Consider the following 21,746-nt stretch of genomic DNA (forward strand, 5'->3'; position numbering starts at 1 on the left):
AGCTGGGGGTATGGAAACCAACCAGTCGAGCTGGCGAATCAACGCGTCCTGCCGGGACGCCGATCCGGACGGCCTGTTCGTCCGGGGTGCGGAGCAGAACCGGGCGAAAGCCGTCTGCATGGGCTGCCCGGTCCGCACGGAATGTCTCGCCGAAGCGCTCGACGGCCGGATCAACTTCGGTGTCTGGGGCGGTATGACCGAACGGGAACGGCGGGCCCTGCTGCGCCGCCGTCCCGACGTGGGGAGCTGGGCGGACCTGCTCGAGGCGGCCAAGAGGGACGCCTTGGAACGGGTCGAAGTCGGCTGACCGGCTCAGGTGGCGTGGTCCCGCAGCGACCACGCCACCTGAGCCGGGCGGTCAGCCGGCGAGCTTGACGCCGATGTCGCGCAGGCCCTCGAGGTCGTGCACGTCACCGGCCAGTGCGGGCACCCGGGCCAGCGCCACCTCGGGGTGGGCCCGGGTGAACCGCGCGAGCAGGCGTTCTTCGCGCGCGGCCAGGTCGACGCGGTCCGCGTGCAGCCGCAGCACGGCCTCGGCCAGGGGCGCGCCCTGCAGGGAGTCCGCCGCCGCGCGCGCTTCCGAGCCCGACAGCTTCGCGAGCACCGGGTGCGTCCGGTTCGCGATCAGCCCGGCCAGCGGCATCGACTCCGCCGAGAGCCGCTCGACGAAGTAGGACGCCTCGCGCAGCGCGTCCGGCTCCGGCGCGGCCACGACGAGGAACGACGTCCCGGACGAGCGCAGCAGCTCGGCCGTCTTGCGCGCGCGCTCGCGGAAACCGCCGAACATGCTGTCGAAGGCCTGCATGAACGCGGACGCGTCGGTCAGCAGCTGGCCGCCGATGATCGTCGACACGGCCTTGGCGAACATCGAGAACCCGGCGTTGACGACCTTGCGCAGGCCCCAGCCGCCGGCCTTCGCCGGGCCCGTCAGCAGGCGGATCATCCGACCGTCCAAAGCGGACGAAAGCCGGGTCGGCGCGTCCAGGAAGTCCAAAGCGGACCGGCTCGGCGGGGTGTCGACGATGATCAGGTCCCAGTCGCCGGTGGCCGCGAGCTGGCCCAGCTTCTCCATCGCCATGTACTCCTGCGTGCCGGAGAACGACGTGGAAATGGTCTGGTAGAAGGGGTTCTGCAGCAGCTGCTCGGCGCGTTCCGGGCCGGCGTGCACGCGCACCATGTCGTCGAAGGTGCGGCGCATGTCGAGCATCATCGCCCACAGCTCGCCCTTGGGCTCGAACCCTTCGACCTGCACCTGCTTCGGGTGGTTGCCGAGCTCGCGCAGCCCGAGCGCCTGCGCCAGGCGCCGCGCGGGGTCGATGGTGAGCACGACGGTCTGGCGGCCGCGCTCGGCCGCGCGCAACGCCAGCGCCGCCGCGGTGGTCGTCTTGCCGACGCCGCCGGAGCCGCAGCAGACGATCACGCGGCTCTTCTCGTCGTCGAGCAGCGCGTCGATGTCGACGGTGGTCACAACCGCACCCCCTGGTCGGTCAGGGCCTCGGCCAGGTCGTAGAGGGCCGCGACATCCACGCCGTCGGTCAGGTCCGGCAGCTCGAGCGTCGGCAGGTCGGCCTCGGCGAGCTGCTCGCGCGCCCGCTGCTCGGCGGCGACCCGCACGGCGTGCTCGACGGTCTCTTCGACCAGCGCTTCCAGTGTCTCGTCCGGCAGCTTCAGGCCGGCCGACGCCAGCCCGGTGCGGACGCGGGAAGCGTCGACGCGCCCGTCCGCGGCGGCGGTCACCGACCGGGCGGGCAGCCGCGGCGGCCGGACCCGGTTGACGAGCACCGCGCCGGGGCGCAGGTCGGCGCCGTCCAGCTCGGCGACGGCTTCGACGGTCTCGCGGACCGGCATCTCCTCGAGCAGCGTCGCGAGGTGGATCACGGTCTCGCCGGAGTGCAGCAGCCGCACGACGCCCTCGGCCTGGCCGCGGATCGGGCCGGTCTTCGCGAGGTCGGTGAGGGCCTTGGTGACGTCGAGGAACTTGACGACCCGGCCGGTCGGCGGCGAGTCGACGACCACGGCGTCGTAGGTGTGCCGCCCGTCGGACTCGGTGCGCCCGACGCACTCCTTGATCTTCCCGGTGAGCAGGACGTCCCGCAGGCCCGGCGCGAGCGTGGTCGCGAACTCGATCGCGCCCATCCGCCGCAGCGTCCGGCCGGCGAAGCCCAGGTTGTAGAACATCTCGAAGTACTCGAGCAGCGCGGCTTCGACGTCGATGTGCAGCGCGCGCAGCTCGCCCCCGCCGGGGACGGAGGCGATGCGCTGCTCGGCGTAGGGCAGCGGCTCGGTGTCGAAGAGCTGGGCGATGCCCTGGCGGCCCTCGACCTCGATGAGCAGGACGCGCCGGCCTTCGCGGGCGAGCGCGAGCCCGAGCGCCGCGGCGAGCGTCGTCTTGCCGGTCCCGCCCTTGCCGGTGACGAAGTGCAGCCGGGCGCGGGCAAGCTCGTCGGTCCAGCCGGCATGGGAAGTGGTCACTTCTTCACCCTAAACCGGTGTTCAGCTGGCCAGCAGCATGACGCTGACCGCAGTGGCCACCGCCGCGACGAGCACCCAGGTGACGATCCCGGGCAGCACGGTGAGCGCGAGCACACCGAGGACGACCAGCAGGGTGAACGTGATCACGCCGCCGAGGACGACCTGGCCGGAGCTCTGCGTCCGGTCGCGCACCTTCGCCATCACGACGAGCACCAGCGGCAGCCCGGCCGAGGCCAGGAGCGCCGTCGCGATCACGCGCCACGTTTCCACGCACCCACGCTAGCGGCGTGAGATGAACCACACTCCGGCGCGTCGCGGGGGCCCGATCCGGCGGCCGTCCCCGGCGCTCTTGCCCGCTTGGTTACGCTCCCGGTTCATGAGCGCCACCAAGTGGGAGTACTCGACGGTCCCTCTGCTGATCCACGCGACGAAGCAGATCCTCGACCAGTGGGGCGAGGACGGCTGGGAGCTGGTCACCGTCCTGCCGAACCCGACGGGCGAGCAGCACGTCGCGTACCTCAAGCGTCCGAAGGGCTGATCCGCGTGAGCTGGAGCGAACGGCTGAAGGAGCTCGGCATCGAGCTGCCCGGCGTGGCGGCCCCGCTGGCCGCGTACGTGCCCGCCGTGCAGAGCGGCAAGCACGTGTACACCTCCGGCCAGCTGCCCTTCGTCGACGGCGTGCTCGCCGCGACCGGCAAGGTCGGCGCGGAGATCAGCCCCGAAGAGGCGAAGGGCCACGCCCGCACCTCGGCGCTCAACGCGCTCGCGGCCGTGCACGCTCTGGTCGGCATTGACAACGTCACGCGGATCGTCAAGGTTGTCGGCTTCGTGGCTTCCGCGGACGGCTTCACCGGCCAGCCCGCGGTCGTCAACGGCGCGTCCGAGCTGCTCGGCGAGGTCTTCGGTGACGCGGGTGTCCACGCCCGCTCGGCCGTCGGCGTCGCGGAGCTGCCCATCGGGTCGCCGGTGGAGGTCGAACTGATCGTGGAGGTGCAGTGATGGATCCGGACATCGAGCAGTCCACCCACGAGCTGCTGCTCCGGCTGGCCGGGCGGCTGCCCGACCAGCTGCTGTGGCGCTTCCGGGACTGGCTCGGCGAGGGTGCGATGGGCACGCTCGCCCGGACCCTGCCGAGGTCTTTGCTTAAGCACAGGATCGACCTCGACCAAACGGAGTACCGCCTGCTCGTGGCCGGTCTCATCCCGCACGGCGCCGACTGGCACCAGGTCAGTTCGACGCTGGGGGTAGACGACGTCACCGAGAACAGGTACACATTCACGTCGAGTGCGCCCGAATGGGTTAACTCGGTCGACTCCGTGTCCGTGTTGATCCACGCAACGTTGCGAGGACGCCCGGACGTGGGGGAAGTGCGGCAGAGCTGGCGACACGTCGGTGTTGTCGGTCAGGGAACGGCCAAGCGCGTCCTGCTGATCACCGCGCTGACGGGGTTGCCGAGGTTGACCGGCGAACTGCAGCGGGTGCTGCGGGTGCTGGGTGACGAAGAGCCCAGCGTCGAGGTCATCCCGCCGCGTTTCGACCTGCCGGGATACCACCGGGCCGCGCTGGCCGACTCAGAGCTGGTCTGCGTGGGCGCGGTCGCCGGAAACCGGCTAGTAGCCGCTTAACGCTCGCTCCGCCAGCGAGCTGGGAGGGAGCAAGGCAATGGTGGAGGTCCACGACGGCCCGCCCATGGACGGGTTCTCGGTGCCCCTGCGCCTGCACAACCTGTTGCTGGCCTTGGCGGGCCGGATCGACGACAGCGCGCTCACCGAAGCGCGTGAGCTGATCGCCCGCGCGCACATCGACGAGGCGGTCGAGCTGACCACCGGCACGCTCATCGCGGGCCGGATCCCGGTCAGCTCCGCCGAACAGCGCGAGCTCGCGCTGGTGCTCGAGATGAGCCGGTCGGACGCGACGCTGGCGAACGACCTGCTGGTCGACGAGGCCGAGCAGGTCAGCACGCACCGCTTCAGCGGCGAGAACTCCCCGGAGTTCGGCATCGCCGAGGCGCTCGACCGCACCCTGCAGGTGCTGCCGGACGTCCGCTCGGTGCACGCGGTGTGGCGCAACACCCCGGCCGGCAGTGTGCCGGGCGCGCTCCCGCAGCGCGTGGTGCTGGTCGAGCTGGGGCCGGAGGGCAACCCGCCCGCCGTCGCCTTCCGCGTCGACACCGCGCTGCGCCGCGCCGGGATCCACTCGGTCGTCGAGGTCAGCGGTCCCGGGGTCGCGCACTCCGAGTACCACCAGGCGGCTTCGGCGGCTTCTTCGCCGGCCTGGGTGACCGGAGCCACGACGTCGGCTTCGTCGCCGTACCGGCCGGAGCCGGCCAAGGTCTCGGCCCCGGTGACGCCGGAGCCGGTCGCGGAGTCGGGCAGCAGGCACAGCATGCGCTCCAGCGCGACGACAACGGCGCAGGCCGAGCCGGTCGCCCCGGTGGTGCCGATCGTGTCGCCGCCGCCCGCGCCCGAGCCGCCCCGCCAGTCGCGGTCGGAACGGGCCGAGACACGCGCGGAGCGCACCGCGGACCTCACCCCGGCCGAAGTCGCGCAGCTGCGGCAGGCGCTGGCCGAGGACCCGGAGAAGGGCCGCGAGATCGCCGCGGGCAAGCCGTCGATGCACGAGGTCGTCGAGCTGCCCGCGCTGGACCTGGACGACCCGAGCCTGAGCGAGCGCGACCGGGCCCTGCTGCGTGAGCTGCACGCGGAGCTGGCCGAGCGCGAGCGGGCCGAGGCGGCGAAGATGCGGCTCAACGGCGCTTCCCGCTCCGGCGGCGACCAGCGCGGCTGGACCGCCCCCTAGTCCTCCTTCGCGAAAAGGCGGTACTTCCTCCGGGAGGTACCGCCTTTTCACTGTCCGGGACGCCACAACTGCGCGACGGAACGTCGGGGTCCGGAGGTATGTTGCCCGGGTGGAGCAGCCAACGGAGTTCGTCTTCGACATCCCCGTCGGCGCCGGGGTAGCGACCCGCGCCAACGCCGACGGCCCGCCGGCCGTCCCCAAGGACGCGGCCACCGTGATCCTGGTCCGGGACGGCGCCGACGGTGTCGAGATCTTCCTGCAGCACCGGGTCAAGGGCATGCCCTTCGCGGGCGGGATGACCGTCTTCCCGGGCGGCGGGGTCGACAAGCGCGACGCCGACGCGTCGGTCGCGTGGGCCGGCCCGGAGCCGTCGTGGTGGGCGTCCCGGTTCAGCTGTGACGACGCGCTCGCGCGCGCGCTCACGTGCGCAGCGGTGCGCGAGACGTTCGAGGAGTCCGGCGTGCTGCTCGCCGGCAGCGCGGACGCGGTGCTGACCGACGTGACGCCGTACGCGGCCGCGCGCCAGGCCCTGGAGACGCGGGAGGTGTCGCTGGCCGGCTTCCTCGCCGACGCCGGGCTGACGCTGCGCGCGGACCTCCTTCGCCCGTGGGCGCACTGGATCACCCCCGAAGCCGAGCCGCGTCGCTACGACACCCGCTTCTACGTCGCGAAGCTGCCGGAAGGCCAGCAGGCCGACGGCGCGACGTCGGAGGCGTCCAGTTCCGGCTGGCAGCGTCCCGAGGACGCGATCGCGGACGCGCGCGAGGGCCGCCGGATGCTGATGCCGCCGACCTGGCTGACGCTGAGCGAGCTGGCCGAGTTCGCCACGGCCGACGACGTCCTGAACGCGCAGCGCGAGATCGTCCGGATCGCGCCGACGCTGATCCGCGAGAACGACCACGTCCGAGTCGTGCTGGAGCCCCGATGAACGCCCCCGCGTACGGCGTGCTGCGCCCGGTGTCCGAGACGGCTTCGGTGCTGCTGGAGAACAACCCGTCGTCGATGACGCTCGAAGGCACCAACAGCTGGGTGCTGCGGGCGACGCCGGACACCCCGGCCGTCGTGGTCGACCCGGGCTACCGCGATCTCGAGCACCTCGAGCTGCTGGCCGGCGTCGGCGCGGTCGAACTGGTGCTGCTCACGCACTTCCACCCCGACCACGCCGAGGGCGCGCCGTGGTTCGCCGAGCGGGCCGGCGCGCCGGTGCGGGCCTTCGACCCGGCGCTCTGCATCGACGCGAAGTCCTTCGTGGACGGCGACGTCATCTCGGCCGGCGGGCTCTCGATCCGCGTGCTGCACACGCCGGGGCACACCGACGACTCCGTGTCGCTGGTGCTCGACGGCCAGGTGCTGACCGGCGACACCATCCTCGGCCGCGGCACCACGGTGCTGCACGACCTCGGTGACTACCTGCGGTCGCTGCGCAAGCTGATCGACCTGCCCGCGGGCACCCTCGGCCTGCCCGGCCACGGTCCGGAGCTGCCCGATCTGCCCGCCACCGCCCGCGAGTACCTCGCCCACCGGGAACAGCGGCTCGACCAGGTGCGTTCGGCCTTGGGGAAGCTCGGTGCGGACGCCACGCCGCGCCAGGTCGTCGAAGTCGTGTACGCCGACGTCGACCGGGCGCTGTGGGCGCCCGCCGAACTGAGCGTGCAGGCGCAGCTGGACTACTTGCGGTCGGAGGACCAGGGATGAGCAACGTCGAGGTCGAGTTCTACTGGCGGCCGGGGTGCGGCTTCTGCGCCGCGCTGGACCGGCCGATGTCCAAGAGCGGCTTCACCATCCGAAAGATCAACATCTGGGAGGAGCCGGACGCCGCCGCGCGCGTGCGCGAGGTCGCGAACGGCAACGAGACCGTGCCGACGGTGATCGTCGGGTCGACCGCCCTGGTCAACCCGACGTTCGCCGAGGTCGAGGCGGCGGTCAAGGCCGCGTCGGCCTGATCGCCTCCCACGTCGGGCTGGGCCGCTTTCCGTGCAGGAAAGCGGCCCAGACTTCGCGAAGCCCCGGTTCTTCTTTGAGGCCCTTCGGGGCGCCACGCAGCATCGGCGCGTCCCAGACGTCGTGGGTGCCGAAGAGGAACGGCAGGTCGATGCAGTGGCAGGCCCCGAAGGGGTTGCCCGGCGCCTGCCAGTCGAAGCGGTAGACGAAGGCGTCGAGCTTCCCGGCCAGCCGGTCGTCGGTGAAGAACGCGTTCGCGGCGTCGACGACGTCCTGCGGCGCGTCCGGGGCGAACGCGCGCAGCTCTTCCCTGGTCCAGCTCATGAGTGCCGGACCGGGGCCGGCCGCTTGGATCAGGTCGTCGGCGACCAGGTCACCGTCGGCCACCAGCTGGAACGGCGGTTCGATCGAGCCCGGTTTTGCCGTCTTGGCCGCGACCCTCAGCTGAGCGTCCAAAAGCTTCTCGACGGAGGTAGTCCGGAGATCTTCGCCGAGTTCTTCCTGTAGCAGCAAGGCGTTCTGATTTGCTTCGTCCCATGTGGACGGTCGCATGCCCACTGGTGCGCTCTGCAGGGCGATCCGCTTGACGAGTCCCCGAGCGCGCGGCGCCGACCACAGGGTGAGCGTCGACTGCGCCCCCGCCGACTGCCCGCCGAGGGTGACGTCGGCCGGGTCGCCGCCGAACGCGCCGATGTTGTCGCGGACCCATTCGAGCGCGGCGAGCTGGTCGGCGATCCCGAGGTTGGGCGGAACCCCGTCCAGGGCGAGGAAACCGAGGGCGCCGAGCCGGTAGTTGAGCGTCACGACCACGACGTCGGCCTCGCGGGCCAGGCGCGTGCCGGTGTACCAGACCTGGCCGCCCGAGCCGCTGGAGAACCCGCCGCCGTGGATCCACACCAGCACCGGTCGGCTCCCGGTGGCCGACGGCGTGAAGACGTTGAGCGACAGGCAGTCCTCGCTCTGCGGCAGGGGCATCGGCCCGAGGGCGTGCTCGAGCCGTGACGGCGGTTGCGGCGCGGCAGGCCCGGCTTCCAGCGCGTCACGGACGCCGGTCCACGGCTTCGGCGGCTGGGGTGGTTCGAAGCGTCCCGCTGTGGCGTAAAGGATTCCCCAGAACGCGCCATCGGTGCCGCGAACCCGGCCGGTGGTGGTTTCGACGATCATCGGGCCTCCTCGAAGTACACGGCGGCGCCTTCGGCGTCCTCGGCGCGGACGAAGAACCCGGTCCCGCGGGTGGTCGTCGGGACGTGCTCCTCGACCAGCTTCCGCGCTTCGGCCAGATCCGCAACCACGACTCCGTGGGCGGCGAAGTACGGCAGCTCGCGCGGCTGCTCGCCGGGGAAGGAGCGGTCGAGGTCGCTCACGCCGATGATGTCGACAAGTCGCTGCCCGTCGGTGATCACGGCGTAGCGCTGCCGGTAGTCGCCGACCTCGTCGTCCGGCACGACCAGGACGATCCCGGCGACGCCGCGGGCGCCGTTGGGGTGGTCGAGGTACCGCGGCTGGTGGACGTACTCGGGCGTCAGGTGCTCGGCGGTGTGGAGGATGCCTTCGGGGGTCCGGTCACGTCTGATGTGGACACTGCGGAAGCGCGCGGTGCGCGTGCCTTCGGGGAGTTCGACGTCGCGTTGCAGCTTCAGCACACCCGAGCTCGAGAGGCCGGCTTCGCGCAGCCGGCGTTCGGCCACTTCGGAGTCGTCGACGCCGAAGGAGCAGCCGTGGAGGCCGGCACCGTGGGCGTCGAGGATCGGCAGGACGTGCCACGGGTCGCCGGCGGCTTCGTCGACGATGCCGATGAGCTCCAGGAAGGACACGCCGAAGTAGGCGCACCGGTTGGCCGTGCAGCTCGGCACCGGCTCGGTGTTGTCGGTGGCGGCGGCGAAGTGCCGGGACGGCGGGCTGAGCGTGAAGCCGAGTTGCTCGTAGCGCCGCCAGGCCTGCTCGTAGCCGCGGGTCAGGAAGACCGTGTGGTCGATGTTCATGGCCTTCAGCGTGGGCCGGAACGGCCTTTTCTTCCGCTCATCGATCGCTTGTGCCCGGAATCCGACACGTTCTACGTTGATCTGGTGGAATCCGGCCTGCTCGACGACCTGGACCGCCGCCTGGCGCACGCGCTGCAGCTGGACGGCCGGGCGTCGTTCAGCACGATCGCGTCGGTGCTCGGCGTCTCCGACCAGACGGTGGCGCGGCGCTACCGGAAGCTGCGCTCGGCCGGCGTGCTGCGGGTGGTCGGCGTCCCGGAGGCGGCGCCGCTGGGTCAGGTGCACTGGCTGGTGCGCCTCCGGTGCGTCCCGGACGCGGCGGCGGCGATCGCGGCGGCGCTCGCCCGGCGGTCCGACACCCAGTGGGTGAGCCTGATGTCCGGCGGCACCGAGATCGTGTGTTTCGTCCGGGCGCCGCTGCGCGAGCAGACCGACGGCCTGCTGCTGGGCCAGCTGCCCCGGACGCCCCGAGTGGTGTCGATGACGGCGTACCGGCTGCTGCGCCGGTTCGCGGGCGGCCCGGCGGGGTGGTCGGGCCGGTCGAGTGCGTTGTCGGCGGAGCAGGTCGCGCTCCTTCGCTGTCCTCCGCTGGAAGGTTCTTACCGGTCCGAGCCGGGGGACCCGGAGTTGCTGGCGGCTTTGGCGCACGATGGCCGTGCCGACATGTCGACTTTGGCGGCGGCGTCGGGCCGGTCGGAGTCGACGGTCCGCCGTCGCCTGGAGGCACTGCGGTCGTCGGGCGCGTTGTACTTCGACGTCGAGGTGGACGCGGCCCTGCTCGGCTTTCCCCTGACCGCGACCCTATGGCTGACGGTGGCGCCCTCGGCGCTGGAGTCCGCGGGCCGGGCGCTGGCGTCGCACCCGCAGGTGGCTTTTGCGGCCGCCACCACGGGCCCGGCGAACCTGGTGGCGAACGTCGGCTGCCGCGACGACGCGGCGCTGTACGCGTACCTGGCCGACGACCTGGGTGGCCTGCCCGGCGTCCGGCAGGTGGAGACGGCGCCGATGATCCGCACGTTGAAGCGCTTCGGGACCGTGACGCCGGTGTAGCGGGATCGGGTGCGCGGGCGACTCACTGCCTGTGGACGACGAGCGCGCGATCGACTTCATCCTCAACGGCGAACAGCACCACTTGAGCCGCGCCGAGGTGCTGAGCGCGGCGGCGAGGGGTGGCCCCGAGCCGATCCGCAAGCACTGGGTCTCCGTCGGCGACCGCCAGTGGCCGCCGAGACAGCTCTTCGAGCGCGCGCTCGGGGTGTCGCGGACGGAGTTCATCTCGCACACCGCGATCCGCCAGCTGCGCCGGCTCGGGTTCCCGACCAGCCCGCTGCCGCAGGAGCCGGACGTCCGCCCGGACCCCGAACCGCGGGAAGCCTTCGCGTCTCTCGTCGATTTTCTGACCGTCGAAGACCTGACCGCTCGCATCGGCCGCATGGAACAGCGCCTGGAGGGAGCGCAGCTCGGGAATGTCGGCAGCGTGAACTGCGGCATGACCGACGACCTGCTTCAGGCCGCGCTGCTGGTGCGGCAGCACACCTGCCGGATCAACGACCTCATCCACGCGGCGACGATCGTCCGGGCGCTGCCGAAGATCCTCGAACCGGGCGAGCGCATCGTCCGCCGGCCTTCGCTGGCCTCGGGGAACGACCCGGACCGCCCGTTCGACCTCGAGACCGACCGTCGCGTGGCCGAGTTCAAAACGGCCCGGTGGAAGGGCGCCGACACCATGCGCAAACGCTTGCTCGTCGCCGACCTCGTCGGTCTGGTCCTCGATCGCCGGGAGCTGCGCGCCGAGCTGTACGTGTTCGGCCGCCTGCCCCTCGAGTTCCTGCGGACCAGCACGTCGACGGTCGAGTGGATGCTCGGCCGCTCGTCACCGAACCTCCGCGACGCCTACCAACAGCGCTTCGGAAGCGCGGCACTGACCGTGCGCGAGTTCACCGCCGGCCCGGCCTCCGACGTCCGCCTTCGGGACCTCACCGAGATCATCGGCTGAGCATCGGCATCAGGTAGTAGGTCAGCTCCACCTCCCCGGCCTCGGCCGCCCGCAGGACGCACGCGCGCATCCCCGGCTGGATCGACAACGTCACGCGCTCGCCGGCGAAGGCCTGCAGGGCGTCGAGCAGGTACTTCGCCTGGAAGGACGGTGACGTCCGGCCGCCCTCGACGTCCGCCTTCAGCGTCTCCTCCGCCTCGCCCGTGTCCTGGCGCGCGCTCGCCAGGCGGACCTGGGTGTCGCCGACTTCGAGGGTCAGCACCCGGCGGTCTTCGGCGTACACCCCGACGCGGCGGACCGCCGCGGCCAGGGCGTCCGCGTCCAGGGTGACCGTGGTGTCGACCGCGCCCGAGGGGATCGAGTCCTCGGACAGGAACCCGGCGTCGAGCACGGCGGTGCCGACCAGTCCGCCGGGCCAGCTCAAGCCGAACCGCCCGGGGCCCAGGTGCAGCCCGACGACCCCGGTGGCCTGGCGCGCGGCCTCCGTGAGCAGCGCGGCGGGCACCAGGACGTCCAGCTCGCCCGGGCTCCGCAGCGGCAGCCGCGCGACCGCCATCCGGTACCGGTCGGAGGCGGTGAGGGTCAGCCGGCCGGCGTCCGCCTGCAGCCGGACGCCGGTGAACAGCGGGAGCGGGTCGTCCTTCGCGGCGGTGCCCGCGACGATCCGCAGCGCCGAGGCGAAGGCGGATCCGTCCACTTCGGACACAAGCGGCGGTTCTCGCTGCGGGAGGTCGTCCTCGGTGGCGAGGAGGGGCAACGCGAACCGGGCGTTGTCGAGCCGCAGCGCCAGACGGCTGCCTTCGACGACCAGGCGCACGTGGTCGGTGTCGAGCATCTTCAGCGTCTCGGCCAACGGCGCCGCGGGGACGACGACCGAGCCGTCGGTGTGCGTGGCGGCCGGGCAGTCGAACCGGACGGCGAGATCCGGATCGGTCCCGGCCACGGTCAGCCCGGCCACGTCCGCCCGCACCCGCAGCCCGGCACGGGCGGGCAACAGGCGCGAGGCAGCCGAGACGGCCGCCGAGAGGCGGTGAGCAGGCGCGGTGACGTCCATGCCCCGAAGCTAGCGGCGGGCACCGACAAAAACCGCGCACAGTGCCGCTGAACAGCGAAAACGTGGGTTGGGGGAACGGTCGATCGGCGCTGGGTGGACCGGGGCAGACCGCGGGCCTGCCGGGTCGTGCCGACCAACGCGGTCCCGGCACCCTGTCCCGTCGGCCCACCGGGTCGCGCCGACCAACCCTGCCTCGTCGACCGCAGCGGCCTGACCCACCGGCCCACCGGCCAACGCCGCTTCGTCGACTGCGGCACCTCTCCCGCCGGCCTACCGGCCCGCGCCGACCAACCCGGCCTCGTCGACCGCAGCGGCCTGACCCACCGGCCCACCGGCCAACGCGGCCTCGCCGACTGCGGCACCTCTTCCGCCGGCCTACCGGCCCGCGCCGACCAATGCGGCTTCGTCGACCGCAGCACCCTGATCCACCGGCCGCACCGTCCCGCGCAGTGCCCACACCACACCGGCCAGCACCAGCCCGGCCAGGCTCGCGCCCAGGAACGCCGCCGCCGGGCCCGCGTGCTCGACGACGTACCCGCTCACCGACTGGCCGATCGCCAGCCCGAACGTCACCGCCGTCAGGACCCAGCCGAACGCCTCCGCGGCCGTCCCCTTCGGGGCGACCAGCTCGATCGCCGCCGAATGGGCCGTCGACTGCGGGGTGATCAACGCGCCCGCCAGCAGCATCATCACCGCGAGACCCCAGAGCGACGACGGCCACGCGAGCAGGGCCACCAGCGCGCCGAACGCGCCCAGCAGCATCGGCAGGCGCAGGCCCAGCCGGCGCGGCCACGGCCGCAGGCTGTACGCCACGCCGAACGCCACCGAGCTCAGCGACCACGCCGACAGCAGCAACCCACCGACCGACGCGTGCCCGGCTTCCGTCGCCGACGCCGGGACCGCGACCTCGACGAAGCCGATCACGACGCCGAAGCCGAGCGCGGCCAGCGCCAGCGTCCGCATGCCGGGGCTCGCCAGCGCACCCAGGAGCGACGCCGACGACGAAGAAGCCGGGCCCCACGAGCGCACCGCCGGGCTCAATGCGAACAGCACCGCGCCGGTGAACTGCAGGGCCACGCCCAGCACCAGGCCGGTGCCCGCCCACGGCGCCATGACCAGCAGGCCGGCCAGGCCGGGCCCCAGGATGAAGAACACCTCCATGCTGATCGCCTCGTACGAGAACGCCGCGTTGCGCGGGCCGCCCGGGGGCAGCAGGCGGGTCCACAGCGCCCGGGACGCCGAGCCGACCATCGGTTCCGACAGGCCGGTGAGCGCGCCGAGCGTGACCAGCACGGCCGTCGGCGCGTGCGACTCGATCGCCGTCACCAGCGCGGTCATCGACAACGCCAGGGTGACCGCGACGACGAGCAGCGGCCGCGTCGGGCCGAAGCGGTCGATCAGCCGGCCCTGGATCACCGCGCCCACCGACACCCCGACGAGTGAACCGGCCGAGACGAGCCCGGCGGCGGCGAAGGAACCGGTCTCGCGCTGGACGTAGAGCAGCGCCGAGATGCCGATCATGGCGATCGGCAGCCGGGCGAGCACGGACGCGACAGCGGGCCGCCGGGCCGCGCGGGTCGTCAGCGCGCTGCGGTAGTCGGCCAGGGAGGTACGACCTTCGGAGTGGGACACAGGACGAGTATGCCGCAGAGTGGTACGCAAGTACCAGTTATTTGACGGTCAGGTGCGTCACCGGCAAACTGGAGGTGGAGCACGCGAGGTCTCGATCAGGTAACACTCGCGATATTCTCCGTGAACCCGTGCAACAAAACGGCCCCCACGGCGTCCTTGAGAGTGAATGGCCTTGAATTCGTGGGTATGGGCCGTGATGGTTGAACAACAGCACAGAACCCAGCTCCCTCCGGCATATGGGTCGGGGCCTGGTCCGGAGGGCGGGGAGCGCGGATCGTCGGGGGATGGTCCGCGCAACAACGAAGAGCCGGTGCGCCACGTCGGGGGTGGCGCCCGGCTCTTTGTTTTGGGTGCACACCAAGTAAGGCCCCTCGCCCGGACGGGTGAGGGGCCTTACTCGGTGGAAGAACTCAGCGAGCCCGGCGGGCGAGCCGCTCCGGGTCCAGGATCAGCACGCTCTTGCCTTCGAGCCGCAGCCAGCCGCGGTGCGCGAAGTCGGCGAGCGCCTTGTTGACGGTCTCGCGCGAGGCGCCGACGTACTGGGCGATCTCTTCCTGCGTCAGGTCGTGCGTGACCCGCAGCAGGCCCGCCTCCTGGCTGCCGAACCGCTGCGCGAGCTGCAGCAGCGCCCGCGCCACGCGGCCCGGGACGTCGGTGAAGATCAGCTCCGCGACCATGTTGTTGGTCCGGCGCAGGCGGCGCGCGACCACGCGCAGCAGCTGCTCGGCGATCTCCGGGCGGGTCGAGATCCACTGCCGCAGGGCCGGGCGGTCCATGGTGACCGCGCGGACCTCGGTGACCGTGGTCGCGCTCGACGTCCGGGGGCCGGGGTCGAAGATGGACAGCTCGCCGAACATGTCGGACGGGCCGAAGATGCCCAGCAGGTTCTCGCGGCCGTCCGGGGACTTGCGGCCGATCTTCACCTTGCCGGACTGGATGATGTACAGCTTGTCGCCGGGCTCACCCTCGTTGAAGATGACATGGCCGCGGGGGAACTCCACGGATTCCAAGGTCTGGGCCAGCGCCTCCGCCGCTGCCGGCTCCACACCCTGGAAAATGCCCGCACGGGCCAGGGTTTCGTCCACCTCGGGTGCCTCCTCGTCGAGAAACGATCACGCTCGGCGTCGGTCGCAGAGCGTGACGCCAATCACTTGCGCGTCAGTCTAGGGCGTACGACCGAGATCGCCTGCCGGACGCGCGCGACCGCCAGATGATCTCGTTCGAACGTGGAGCCTAACTCCGCACGCGACGCGCGCGTAGCCTGGCTGCCCGTCCGCCCAGCCTACGCAGCCGGAACAGCTCCAGCGCACGGCCGATGCCGTGCCCGTAGAGCGCCCTGACCTCGTTGGGCTGCGCCTGCTCGAGGAACTCTTCGACCTCGTTCTCCTGCACCGCGACGTGCTTGAGCCGGCTTTCGACGCGCTCCATGAACAGCGCGAAGAACATGATCACCAAGGGGACCAGGATGACGAACCAGACGGTCATGACCGGACCCCGAAACACTCGATGAAAAGCATCTACTCCAGATCCTCGCTCATGGCGGCCGTGAACTGCGCCGAGTCCGCTCTGGCGTGTCGTGACGTCCACCGGTGCACTGACCGGCTCGTCCGACGGCGCCCGTAGGCTATCGGGGTGCCACCTGCCACCACGAACGCCCCCCAAGAGGGCGCTGGTGAAAGCCGGTTAGCTCTGGTGAGACGCGCCAGGCGGATGAAGCGTTGCCTCGACGACGTGTATCCCGACGCCCACTGCGAGCTCGACTTCACCACGCCACTGGAACTGCTGGTCGCGGTCGTGCTGTCCGCGCAGACCACCGACGTGCGGGTGAACCTCGTCACGCCGGCGCTGTTCCAGCGCTACAAGACCGCCGCCGACTACGCGGGCGCCGACCGCACCGAGCTGGAGGAGTACCTCCGGAGCACCGGCTTCTACCGGGCCAAGGCGAACTCCGTGATGGGGCTCGGTGCGGCGCTGGTCGAACGCTTCGGCGGCGAGGTGCCGGCGAAGCTGACCGACCTCGTCACGCTGCCCGGCGTCGGCCGCAAGACCGCCAACGTCGTGCTCGGGAACGCCTTCGACGTCCCGGGCATCACCGTCGACACCCACTTCGGCCGGCTGGTCCGGCGCTGGGGCTGGACGGCGGAGGACGACCCGGTCAAGGTCGAGCACGCGGTCGGCGAGCTGATCCCCCGCAAGGAGTGGACGATGCTCTCCCACCGGGTGATCTTCCACGGCCGCCGCGTCTGCCACGCCAAGAAGCCCGCCTGCGGCGCCTGCCCGCTGGCCAGGGACTGCCCGTCGTACGGCACCGGCCCGACCGGGTTCGAGGAAGCCGCGAAACTGGTCAAGGGTGTCGAAAAGGACCACATCCTGGCGCTGGCGGCGCCCCGGTGACAACCGTCACCAAATGGGCGCTGGCCGCCGCCGTGGTGGCGGTGGCGCTGATCGTCGCGCTGCTGCCCCGCGGGGGTGACGACTCCGCCGCGAAACCGGCGGCCGACCTCGCTCCCGCGCGGTCGGCGGCGGCGCTCCAGCCGTGCCCGGCGCCCGGGCCCGCCCAGCCGGTGAAGCAGCTCGACGGCGTCAAGGCGGACTGCCTCGGCGACGGCGCGAGCGTCGACGTCGGGCGCGCGCTGGCCGGGGCTCCGGTGCTGGTCAACGTGTGGGCGTCGTGGTGCCAGCCGTGCCGGACCGAGCTGCCCGTGCTCCAGGACTACGCGAAGCAGCCCGGCGCGGTGCGCGTGCTCGGTGTCCAGGTGCAGAGCCCGGCCGAGGACGGGTTGAACCTCCTGGCGAAGCTGGGCGTGCACCTACCGTCGGTGTTCGACGGGGACGGGCCGGCCGGGCCCGTCCGGACGGCGCTGAAGGTGCCGTCGGCGCTCCCGGCGTCCTATCTGGTCACCGCCGCGGGCGAGGTGCGGTTCATCGCGAATCCCCGCACGTTCGGGAACACTGACCAGGTGCGCGCGGCAGTCGAGGGGGCATCGTGATCGGACCACTGGTCGAGCCGGAGTCGGTGCCCGAGTGGCTCCGGCCGCTCGTGAAGGTGAGCGCCGAGGTCGATTCGAAGACGTTCACGCGGTTCAGCCCGCCCGAAGACGCCTACACGCGCCCCGCCGCCGTGCTCATCCTCTTCGGCGAGCGCGAGGCCGACGGCGAGCCGGACGTCCTCCTGCAACGCCGTGCCGACACGCTGGGCTCGCACGCCGGCCAGGTCGCCTTCCCGGGCGGCGGCGCCGAGGACGGTGACGGCGGGCCCGTCGGCACCGCGCTGCGCGAGGCCGAGGAAGAAACCGGGGTCGTCCCGGCCGGCGTCCGCCCGGTCGCGGTGCTGCCCGAGCTGTTCGTCCCGGTGTCCGGGTTCGCCGTGACGCCGGTGCTGGCGCACTGGGCGGAGCCGTCGCCGGTGCACGCGGTCGACCCGGCCGAGACGGCGTCCGTCGCGCGCGTCGCCATCGCCGACCTGGTCGACCCGGCGAACCGGTTCATGATCCAGAAGGCCGGCATGCCGTGGAAGGGCCCGGCCTTCGAGGTCGGTGGCCTGTTCGTCTGGGGGTTCACCGCCGGGTTGCTGTCCGTCCTCCTCGGCCTGGGAGGCTGGGAGCGCGAATGGGACTCGGGCGACGTCCGGGATCTCGACGAGGCGCTGGCTGCGTTCCAGGCGCGACTGCAAGGCGGGGAGTGACGACGTGAACTGGGTCGATGTGCTGGTGCTGCTGCTGGCCGTGCTGGCGGCGGTGTCCGGCGCATACCAGGGGGTGATCGTCGCGCTGCCGTCGCTCGTCGGCGTGGTCCTCGGCGCCATCGCCGGGATCAAGCTCGCGCCGGTGGTCGTCTCGTTCTTCGACGACCCGGTGTGGAAGGTCGCCTTCGCGGTCGCGACCGTGGTGTTCCTGGTCGCGTTCGGCGAGGCGATCGGCGTCTACGTCGGCCGCAAGCTGCGGCAGAAGATCAACCCGGACAAGCTCTCCGGCATCGACAAGACCCTCGGCGCGATCGTGCAGGCCGTGGTCGTCTTCGTGGTGGCGTGGCTGATCGCGACCCCGCTGACCACCGTGTCCGGCCTGCCCGGGCTGGCCAAGGCGATCAACAACTCGGTGGTGCTCGGCAAGGTCAACGACACCATGCCGGAGGCCGCCCAGGGCTTCCCGAGCCAGCTGCGCAAGCTGCTCGACGCGTCCGGCTTCCCGTCCATCATGGACCCGTTCGAGAAGGCCCCGACGGCGGACACGTCGCCGCCCGACCCGGCCCTGCAGACCAGCGCGACCGTCCAGCAGCTGCACGGCAGCGTGGTCAAGATCCGCGGCAGCGCCAGCTCGTGCTCCCGCTCGCTGGAGGGCAGCGGGTTCGTGATCGCGCCGCAGCGGGTGATGACGAACGCGCACGTCGTGGCGGGCACCGACACCGTCGGCATCGAGACGACGCAGGGCGACTACCCGGCGCGCGTCGTCTACTTCGACCCCGAGGTCGACATCGCCGTGCTCGCCGTGCCGCGGTTGCGGGCCCCGGCGCTGCAGTTCGCGGCCGAGACGGCCCGGGCGAGCGACAGCGCCATCGTGCTCGGCTACCCGCTCGACGGCCCCTACCGCGCGACGCCGGCCCGCGTGCGCGGCCGGATCAACCTGCGCGGCCCGGACATCTACGAGGCGAACACCGTGCAGCGGGACGTCTTCACGGTCCGCGCCGAGATCCGCAGCGGCAACTCGGGCGGCCCGATGGTGACCCCGGACGGCCAGGTCATCGGCGTCGTCTTCGGGGCGGCGGTCGAGGACCCCGAAACCGGGTTCACGCTGACGGCCGAGCAGGTGCGGGCCGAGGTCGACGCGGCGCCGTCGCAGACGACGAACGTCTCCACCGGTTCCTGCGCCGCCTAACGCCCGTACCGCAGCGCTAGGCCGTCCAGCAGGGCCCGCATCCCGGACTCGAAGACGTCGTCGAGGACGAGGTCGTACCCGGTCTCGCCCAGCTCGGTCAGCATCTTCGCGAAGACCGGGTGGCCGTCGACCATGGTGACCATCGCCGGCGCCTGGTGGTCCATCCACTGCTCCTCGGAGAGCCCGGACGCGGCCTGCGCGTGCTGCTCGCGCTCGAGGTGGATCGCCAGGCCCTGGATCTGGCTGAAGAACAGGACGTGCAGGTCGCACAGCGTCGCCGCGTCGACGTCGAACTCGGACAGCGCCGACAGCGCCCACTCGGCGTGCGTCGCGAGGCTGCGCAGCGGCAGCGGCCGGGTGAGCGGCGCGAGCTGGGCCAGCCACGGGTGCCGCCGGTAGAGCGACCAGAGCGTCCGGCCGCCGAGCGTCAGCCGTTCGCGCCAGCCCCCGGACGGAGTCGCGGGGTAACCGCGCTCGCCGTACGCCGCGTCGGCCATCAGCAGCACGAGCTGGTCCTTGCCGCTCACATACCGGTACGGCGCCATGGCCGCGACGCCGAGCCGGGCGGCGACCGCGCGCATCGAGAGCGTGGCCAGGCCTTCCGCGTCGGCGATGTCGATCGCCGTCCGGACGATCCGGTCGCGCGTCAGCCCCCGGTGACCGCCCCCGCGGCGGTCCCGCTCGGCGACCACCGTGCCGGACCGCGGCTCCGCGCGCACCACGCCTTCCTGGCCGAGCAGGGCCAACGCCTTGGCCGCGGTCGCCGGCGCGACGCCGTGGTCGGCCGCGAGCCGCCGGGTCGAGGGCACCCGCGCGCCCGGCGGGAGCTCGCCACGCGTGATGCGGCCACGCAGGTCGTCGGCGATGGCGGTGTACTTCACGGCGTCTCCTGACCTAGTACAGCAGGCAATCTGTGCTAGTACAGATCTGGCCTTCGAGCTGCGTCGACTCCAGTGTGGTGCAGGCAAGCGTACGACTCTGGAGGAAAGATGCGAAACGTGCTGATCTCGGGGGCCGGCGTCGCCGGCCTGACCACGGCCTGGTTCCTGGCGCGCCAGGGCTTCGCCGTGACGGTCGTGGAGCGCTCGCCCGGTCCGCGGCGTGGCGGCCAGGCGATCGACGTGCGCGGGGCCGCGCTCGACGTCGTCGACCGGATGGGCCTCGGTGACCGGCTGCGCGCCCGGCGGACGCGGATGCGCGGGATGTCGGTGGTGGACGGCGACGGCCAGGAGCTGTTCCGCTCGGAGGAGTTCACCTACAGCAGCGGACGCCTCGACAGCGACGACTTCGAGGTGCTCCGCGACGACGTCGTCGACATCCTGCGCGAGGCGACCGACGCCGAGTACGTCTTCGGCGACTCGATCACGGCGTTGACCGAGGAGCCGCACGGTGTGCGCGTCGAGTTCGAGCACGCCGGCTTCCGGACGTTCGACCTGGTCGTCGGCGCCGACGGCCTGCACTCGGCCGTGCGGCGGCTGGCCTTCGGGCCGGAGGAACGGTTCAGCACGCACCTCGGTCAGTACCTGGCGATCTTCCCGGCGCCGAACTTCCTGGGGCTCGAGGACTGGCAGGTCTGGTTCCGGCACGAGGAGACCGGCGGGGTCGCCTACCCGGTGCGGGACAACACCGAGCTGCGCGTGACCCTCGGTTTCGGGTCGGACCCGCTGCCCCGGCTGGACGTCGAGAGCCAGAAACGGCTCGTCACCGAGCGGCTGGGCGGGGTCGGCTGGGAGGTGCCGAAACTGCTGGAGGCGATGGCCGGAGCGGACGTCTTCTACTTCGACGCCATGGCGCAGATCCACCTGGACCGCTGGTCGGCGGGCCGGGTCGCGCTGGTCGGCGACGCGGGCTACTGCGCGTCGGCGCTGTCCGGCCAGGGCACGAGCCTGGCGCTGGTCGGCGCGTACGTCCTCGCTCAGGAGCTGGGCCGCTCGGAACACGAAGCAGCTTTCGCGGCTTACGAGCGTCGGATGCGGCCCTTCGTCGCGCTCAACCAGGCGCTGGCGACGGAAAACCCGACCGGTGGCCCGGCGGAGGAGTCCGTGGAGCGGGCGAAGAACGCCATCACGCTCGACTGAGGAAGTCCGCCAGGGCCGTCGACGTGCGGTCCGGGACCTCGAGGTGGGGGAAGTGCCCGACGCCCGGCCAGACCTCCGGCTCGGCGTGCGGGCCCGCCCAGCGGACCGACGACGTCGCCGTCTCGGGCAGGATGCAGGTGTCGTCGGCGCCGTGCAGCTGCAGGGTCGGCGCCGTGATCCGGGTGGCGACGGCGTCGGTGAAGCGGCGGCCCTCCCCGCGGAACTGCGCGCGGAACGCCCAGCGGTAGTACTCGAGGGCGCTGTGCGCGACCCCGGGCACGAGCATCGCCTGCCGGAAGGCCCCGACGCTCTCGGTGAAGTCCGAAGTGGACTGCCAGTCGTGGCCGGCCCAGCCGGCGAAGAGGTCCTCGACGGCCTGGGCGTCGTTCTTCACCAGCCACTTCTCCGGCGCCATCGGCACCTGGAAGCGGAAGAGGTGCCCGGCCGCGCGGCCCTGGCCACCCCACGGGCGAGCCGCGCCGGACCGCAGGGCGAGCGGGTGGGCCGCGCCGATCGCCGTCACCGAAGAGACGAGCCGCGGGTGCAGCGAGGCTACGGTCCAGGCGAGCATGCCGCCCCACGCGTGCCCGACGAGGTGCGCGCGGCGCGCGCCGAGGGACTTGACCAGCCCGCCGACGTCACCGGCGAGCGTCCACGCGTCGTACCCGCGGGGCGGCTTGTCCGAGTCGCCGTACCCGCGCAGGTCGACGGCGACCGCGCGGAACCCGGCGTCGGCCAGGGCCCGCAGCTGGTGGTGCCAGGTCCACCAGAACTCGGCGAAGCCGTGCAGCAGCACCACGACCGGGCCGTCCCCGAGCTCGGCGACGTGCAGCCGGATGCCGTTCGCGGACACGTCGCGGTGCGCCCACGGGCCGTCGAGCCGGACGGTCGACGGATCGGGGGACGCGGGCAACGAAC

Annotated in this window: 26 protein-coding genes; 15 read left to right on the forward strand and 11 right to left on the reverse strand. The window is 72.2% G+C overall.

Features of this window, described 5'->3' with window-relative positions; translation table 11 throughout:
- Nucleotides 1–10: 10 nt before the first annotated feature.
- Nucleotides 11–307: a WhiB family transcriptional regulator gene (locus tag ACZ63J_RS23340; RefSeq protein WP_465301171.1), complete on the forward strand. Its 297-nt coding sequence runs from the start codon at nucleotides 11–13 to the stop codon at nucleotides 305–307.
- Between the two features lie 51 nt (nucleotides 308–358).
- Here ACZ63J_RS23340 and bagB read toward each other — a convergent pair whose 3' ends face one another.
- From bagB to ACZ63J_RS23355, 3 genes are read right to left on the reverse strand one after another with little or no spacing between them, the layout of a single operon-like run.
- Nucleotides 359–1,468: an ATPase BagB gene (gene bagB / locus ACZ63J_RS23345; RefSeq protein ID WP_465405884.1), complete on the reverse strand. Its 1,110-nt coding sequence runs from the start codon at nucleotides 1,466–1,468 to the stop codon at nucleotides 359–361.
- Nucleotides 1,465–2,472 carry an ATPase BagA gene (gene bagA / locus ACZ63J_RS23350; protein ID WP_465405886.1) on the reverse strand — a complete coding sequence of 336 codons (1,008 nt, stop codon included), beginning with the start codon at nucleotides 2,470–2,472 and terminating at the stop codon, nucleotides 1,465–1,467. The genes bagB and bagA overlap by 4 nt, the downstream gene beginning before the upstream one ends.
- A 21-nt stretch (nucleotides 2,473–2,493) precedes the next feature.
- Nucleotides 2,494–2,742: a hypothetical protein gene (locus ACZ63J_RS23355; protein ID WP_465301177.1), complete on the reverse strand. Its 249-nt coding sequence runs from the start codon at nucleotides 2,740–2,742 to the stop codon at nucleotides 2,494–2,496.
- Between the two features lie 106 nt (nucleotides 2,743–2,848).
- On the opposite strand from ACZ63J_RS23355, the gene ACZ63J_RS23360 reads away from it, so the two are divergent.
- The 7 genes from ACZ63J_RS23360 (at nucleotide 2,849) to ACZ63J_RS23390 (ending at nucleotide 7,214) form a co-directional block, all read left to right on the forward strand.
- Nucleotides 2,849–3,010 (forward strand): DUF4177 domain-containing protein, encoded by a 162-nt coding sequence (locus tag ACZ63J_RS23360; protein ID WP_020642049.1) that lies wholly within the window; start codon nucleotides 2,849–2,851, stop codon nucleotides 3,008–3,010.
- 5 nt (nucleotides 3,011–3,015) lie between these two features.
- Entirely contained in the window at nucleotides 3,016–3,471 is a 456-nt protein-coding gene (locus ACZ63J_RS23365; protein WP_465301179.1) for a RidA family protein, read from the forward strand.
- Nucleotides 3,471–4,097, forward strand: coding sequence for a hypothetical protein (locus tag ACZ63J_RS23370; RefSeq protein ID WP_285457668.1), 627 nt, complete (start codon nucleotides 3,471–3,473; stop codon nucleotides 4,095–4,097). The genes ACZ63J_RS23365 and ACZ63J_RS23370 overlap by 1 nt, the downstream gene beginning before the upstream one ends.
- Before the next feature lie 37 nt (nucleotides 4,098–4,134).
- Complete coding sequence (locus tag ACZ63J_RS23375; RefSeq protein ID WP_465405888.1) at nucleotides 4,135–5,271, forward strand: hypothetical protein; 1,137 nt, start codon at nucleotides 4,135–4,137, stop codon at nucleotides 5,269–5,271.
- Between the two features lie 109 nt (nucleotides 5,272–5,380).
- Nucleotides 5,381–6,199: an NUDIX hydrolase gene (locus ACZ63J_RS23380; RefSeq protein WP_465405890.1), complete on the forward strand. Its 819-nt coding sequence runs from the start codon at nucleotides 5,381–5,383 to the stop codon at nucleotides 6,197–6,199.
- Nucleotides 6,196–6,966 carry an MBL fold metallo-hydrolase gene (locus tag ACZ63J_RS23385; RefSeq protein ID WP_465405892.1) on the forward strand — a complete coding sequence of 257 codons (771 nt, stop codon included), beginning with the start codon at nucleotides 6,196–6,198 and terminating at the stop codon, nucleotides 6,964–6,966. Before ACZ63J_RS23380 ends, ACZ63J_RS23385 begins: the two co-directional genes overlap by 4 nt.
- Nucleotides 6,963–7,214: a glutaredoxin family protein gene (locus ACZ63J_RS23390; protein WP_465301188.1), complete on the forward strand. Its 252-nt coding sequence runs from the start codon at nucleotides 6,963–6,965 to the stop codon at nucleotides 7,212–7,214. The genes ACZ63J_RS23385 and ACZ63J_RS23390 overlap by 4 nt, the downstream gene beginning before the upstream one ends.
- Here ACZ63J_RS23390 and ACZ63J_RS23395 read toward each other — a convergent pair.
- Nucleotides 7,195–8,376 carry a carboxylesterase family protein gene (locus tag ACZ63J_RS23395; RefSeq protein ID WP_465405893.1) on the reverse strand — a complete coding sequence of 394 codons (1,182 nt, stop codon included), beginning with the start codon at nucleotides 8,374–8,376 and terminating at the stop codon, nucleotides 7,195–7,197. The two genes, ACZ63J_RS23390 and ACZ63J_RS23395, sit on opposite strands and share 20 nt — an antisense overlap.
- Nucleotides 8,373–9,194, reverse strand: coding sequence for a VOC family protein (locus ACZ63J_RS23400; protein ID WP_465405895.1), 822 nt, complete (start codon nucleotides 9,192–9,194; stop codon nucleotides 8,373–8,375). Before ACZ63J_RS23400 ends, ACZ63J_RS23395 begins: the two co-directional genes overlap by 4 nt.
- Before the next feature lie 84 nt (nucleotides 9,195–9,278).
- Between ACZ63J_RS23400 and ACZ63J_RS23405 the strand changes: the two genes are divergently transcribed.
- On the forward strand, nucleotides 9,279–10,244 hold the full coding sequence (locus ACZ63J_RS23405; protein WP_465405897.1) for an Lrp/AsnC family transcriptional regulator: 966 nt from the start codon (nucleotides 9,279–9,281) through the stop codon (nucleotides 10,242–10,244).
- A 31-nt stretch (nucleotides 10,245–10,275) separates the two neighbouring features.
- The gene (locus ACZ63J_RS23410; RefSeq protein ID WP_465405899.1) at nucleotides 10,276–11,190 is read left to right on the forward strand and encodes a hypothetical protein; all 915 of its coding nucleotides are present in this window, start codon (nucleotides 10,276–10,278) and stop codon (nucleotides 11,188–11,190) included.
- Here the strand turns inward: ACZ63J_RS23410 and ACZ63J_RS23415 are convergent.
- The 4 genes from ACZ63J_RS23415 to ACZ63J_RS23430 form a co-directional block, all read right to left on the reverse strand.
- Nucleotides 11,180–12,244 carry a DNA polymerase III subunit beta gene (locus ACZ63J_RS23415; protein ID WP_465405901.1) on the reverse strand — a complete coding sequence of 355 codons (1,065 nt, stop codon included), beginning with the start codon at nucleotides 12,242–12,244 and terminating at the stop codon, nucleotides 11,180–11,182. The two genes, ACZ63J_RS23410 and ACZ63J_RS23415, sit on opposite strands and share 11 nt — an antisense overlap.
- 375 nt (nucleotides 12,245–12,619) lie before the next feature.
- Nucleotides 12,620–13,876, reverse strand: a complete 1,257-nt coding sequence (locus tag ACZ63J_RS23420; RefSeq protein WP_465405903.1) for an MFS transporter — start codon at nucleotides 13,874–13,876, stop codon at nucleotides 12,620–12,622.
- A gap of 410 nt (nucleotides 13,877–14,286) precedes the next feature.
- A complete protein-coding gene (locus ACZ63J_RS23425) occupies nucleotides 14,287–14,961 on the reverse strand; it encodes a Crp/Fnr family transcriptional regulator (RefSeq protein ID WP_003081747.1) in 675 nt (224 codons plus the stop codon).
- A gap of 148 nt (nucleotides 14,962–15,109) precedes the next feature.
- Nucleotides 15,110–15,361, reverse strand: coding sequence for a hypothetical protein (locus ACZ63J_RS23430; RefSeq protein WP_013230551.1), 252 nt, complete (start codon nucleotides 15,359–15,361; stop codon nucleotides 15,110–15,112).
- Nucleotides 15,362–15,586: 225 nt separating this feature from the next.
- Here ACZ63J_RS23430 and nth point away from each other — a divergent pair, with 225 nt between their 5' ends.
- From nth to ACZ63J_RS23450, 4 genes are read left to right on the forward strand one after another with little or no spacing between them, the layout of a single operon-like run.
- On the forward strand, nucleotides 15,587–16,270 hold the full coding sequence (gene nth, locus ACZ63J_RS23435; RefSeq protein WP_465334364.1) for an endonuclease III: 684 nt from the start codon (nucleotides 15,587–15,589) through the stop codon (nucleotides 16,268–16,270).
- Nucleotides 16,267–16,866: a TlpA family protein disulfide reductase gene (locus tag ACZ63J_RS23440; protein WP_465405905.1), complete on the forward strand. Its 600-nt coding sequence runs from the start codon at nucleotides 16,267–16,269 to the stop codon at nucleotides 16,864–16,866. Before nth ends, ACZ63J_RS23440 begins: the two co-directional genes overlap by 4 nt.
- On the forward strand, nucleotides 16,863–17,561 hold the full coding sequence (locus ACZ63J_RS23445) for an NUDIX hydrolase (protein ID WP_465405907.1): 699 nt from the start codon (nucleotides 16,863–16,865) through the stop codon (nucleotides 17,559–17,561). Before ACZ63J_RS23440 ends, ACZ63J_RS23445 begins: the two co-directional genes overlap by 4 nt.
- Nucleotides 17,562–17,565: 4 nt before the next feature.
- The gene (locus ACZ63J_RS23450) at nucleotides 17,566–18,750 is read left to right on the forward strand and encodes a MarP family serine protease (RefSeq protein WP_465405909.1); all 1,185 of its coding nucleotides are present in this window, start codon (nucleotides 17,566–17,568) and stop codon (nucleotides 18,748–18,750) included.
- Here the strand turns inward: ACZ63J_RS23450 and ACZ63J_RS23455 are convergent.
- Nucleotides 18,747–19,631, reverse strand: coding sequence for a TetR/AcrR family transcriptional regulator (locus ACZ63J_RS23455; protein ID WP_465405911.1), 885 nt, complete (start codon nucleotides 19,629–19,631; stop codon nucleotides 18,747–18,749). The two genes, ACZ63J_RS23450 and ACZ63J_RS23455, sit on opposite strands and share 4 nt — an antisense overlap.
- Nucleotides 19,632–19,739: 108 nt before the next feature.
- Here ACZ63J_RS23455 and ACZ63J_RS23460 point away from each other — a divergent pair, with 108 nt between their 5' ends.
- Nucleotides 19,740–20,828 (forward strand): FAD-dependent oxidoreductase, encoded by a 1,089-nt coding sequence (locus tag ACZ63J_RS23460; protein ID WP_465405913.1) that lies wholly within the window; start codon nucleotides 19,740–19,742, stop codon nucleotides 20,826–20,828.
- Here the strand turns inward: ACZ63J_RS23460 and ACZ63J_RS23465 are convergent.
- Nucleotides 20,815–21,741: an alpha/beta fold hydrolase gene (locus ACZ63J_RS23465; RefSeq protein WP_465405915.1), complete on the reverse strand. Its 927-nt coding sequence runs from the start codon at nucleotides 21,739–21,741 to the stop codon at nucleotides 20,815–20,817. The genes ACZ63J_RS23460 and ACZ63J_RS23465 overlap by 14 nt on opposite strands.
- Between the last annotated feature and the right edge of the window lie 5 nt (nucleotides 21,742–21,746).

The organism is Amycolatopsis sp. NPDC104863 (genome assembly GCF_055582965.1).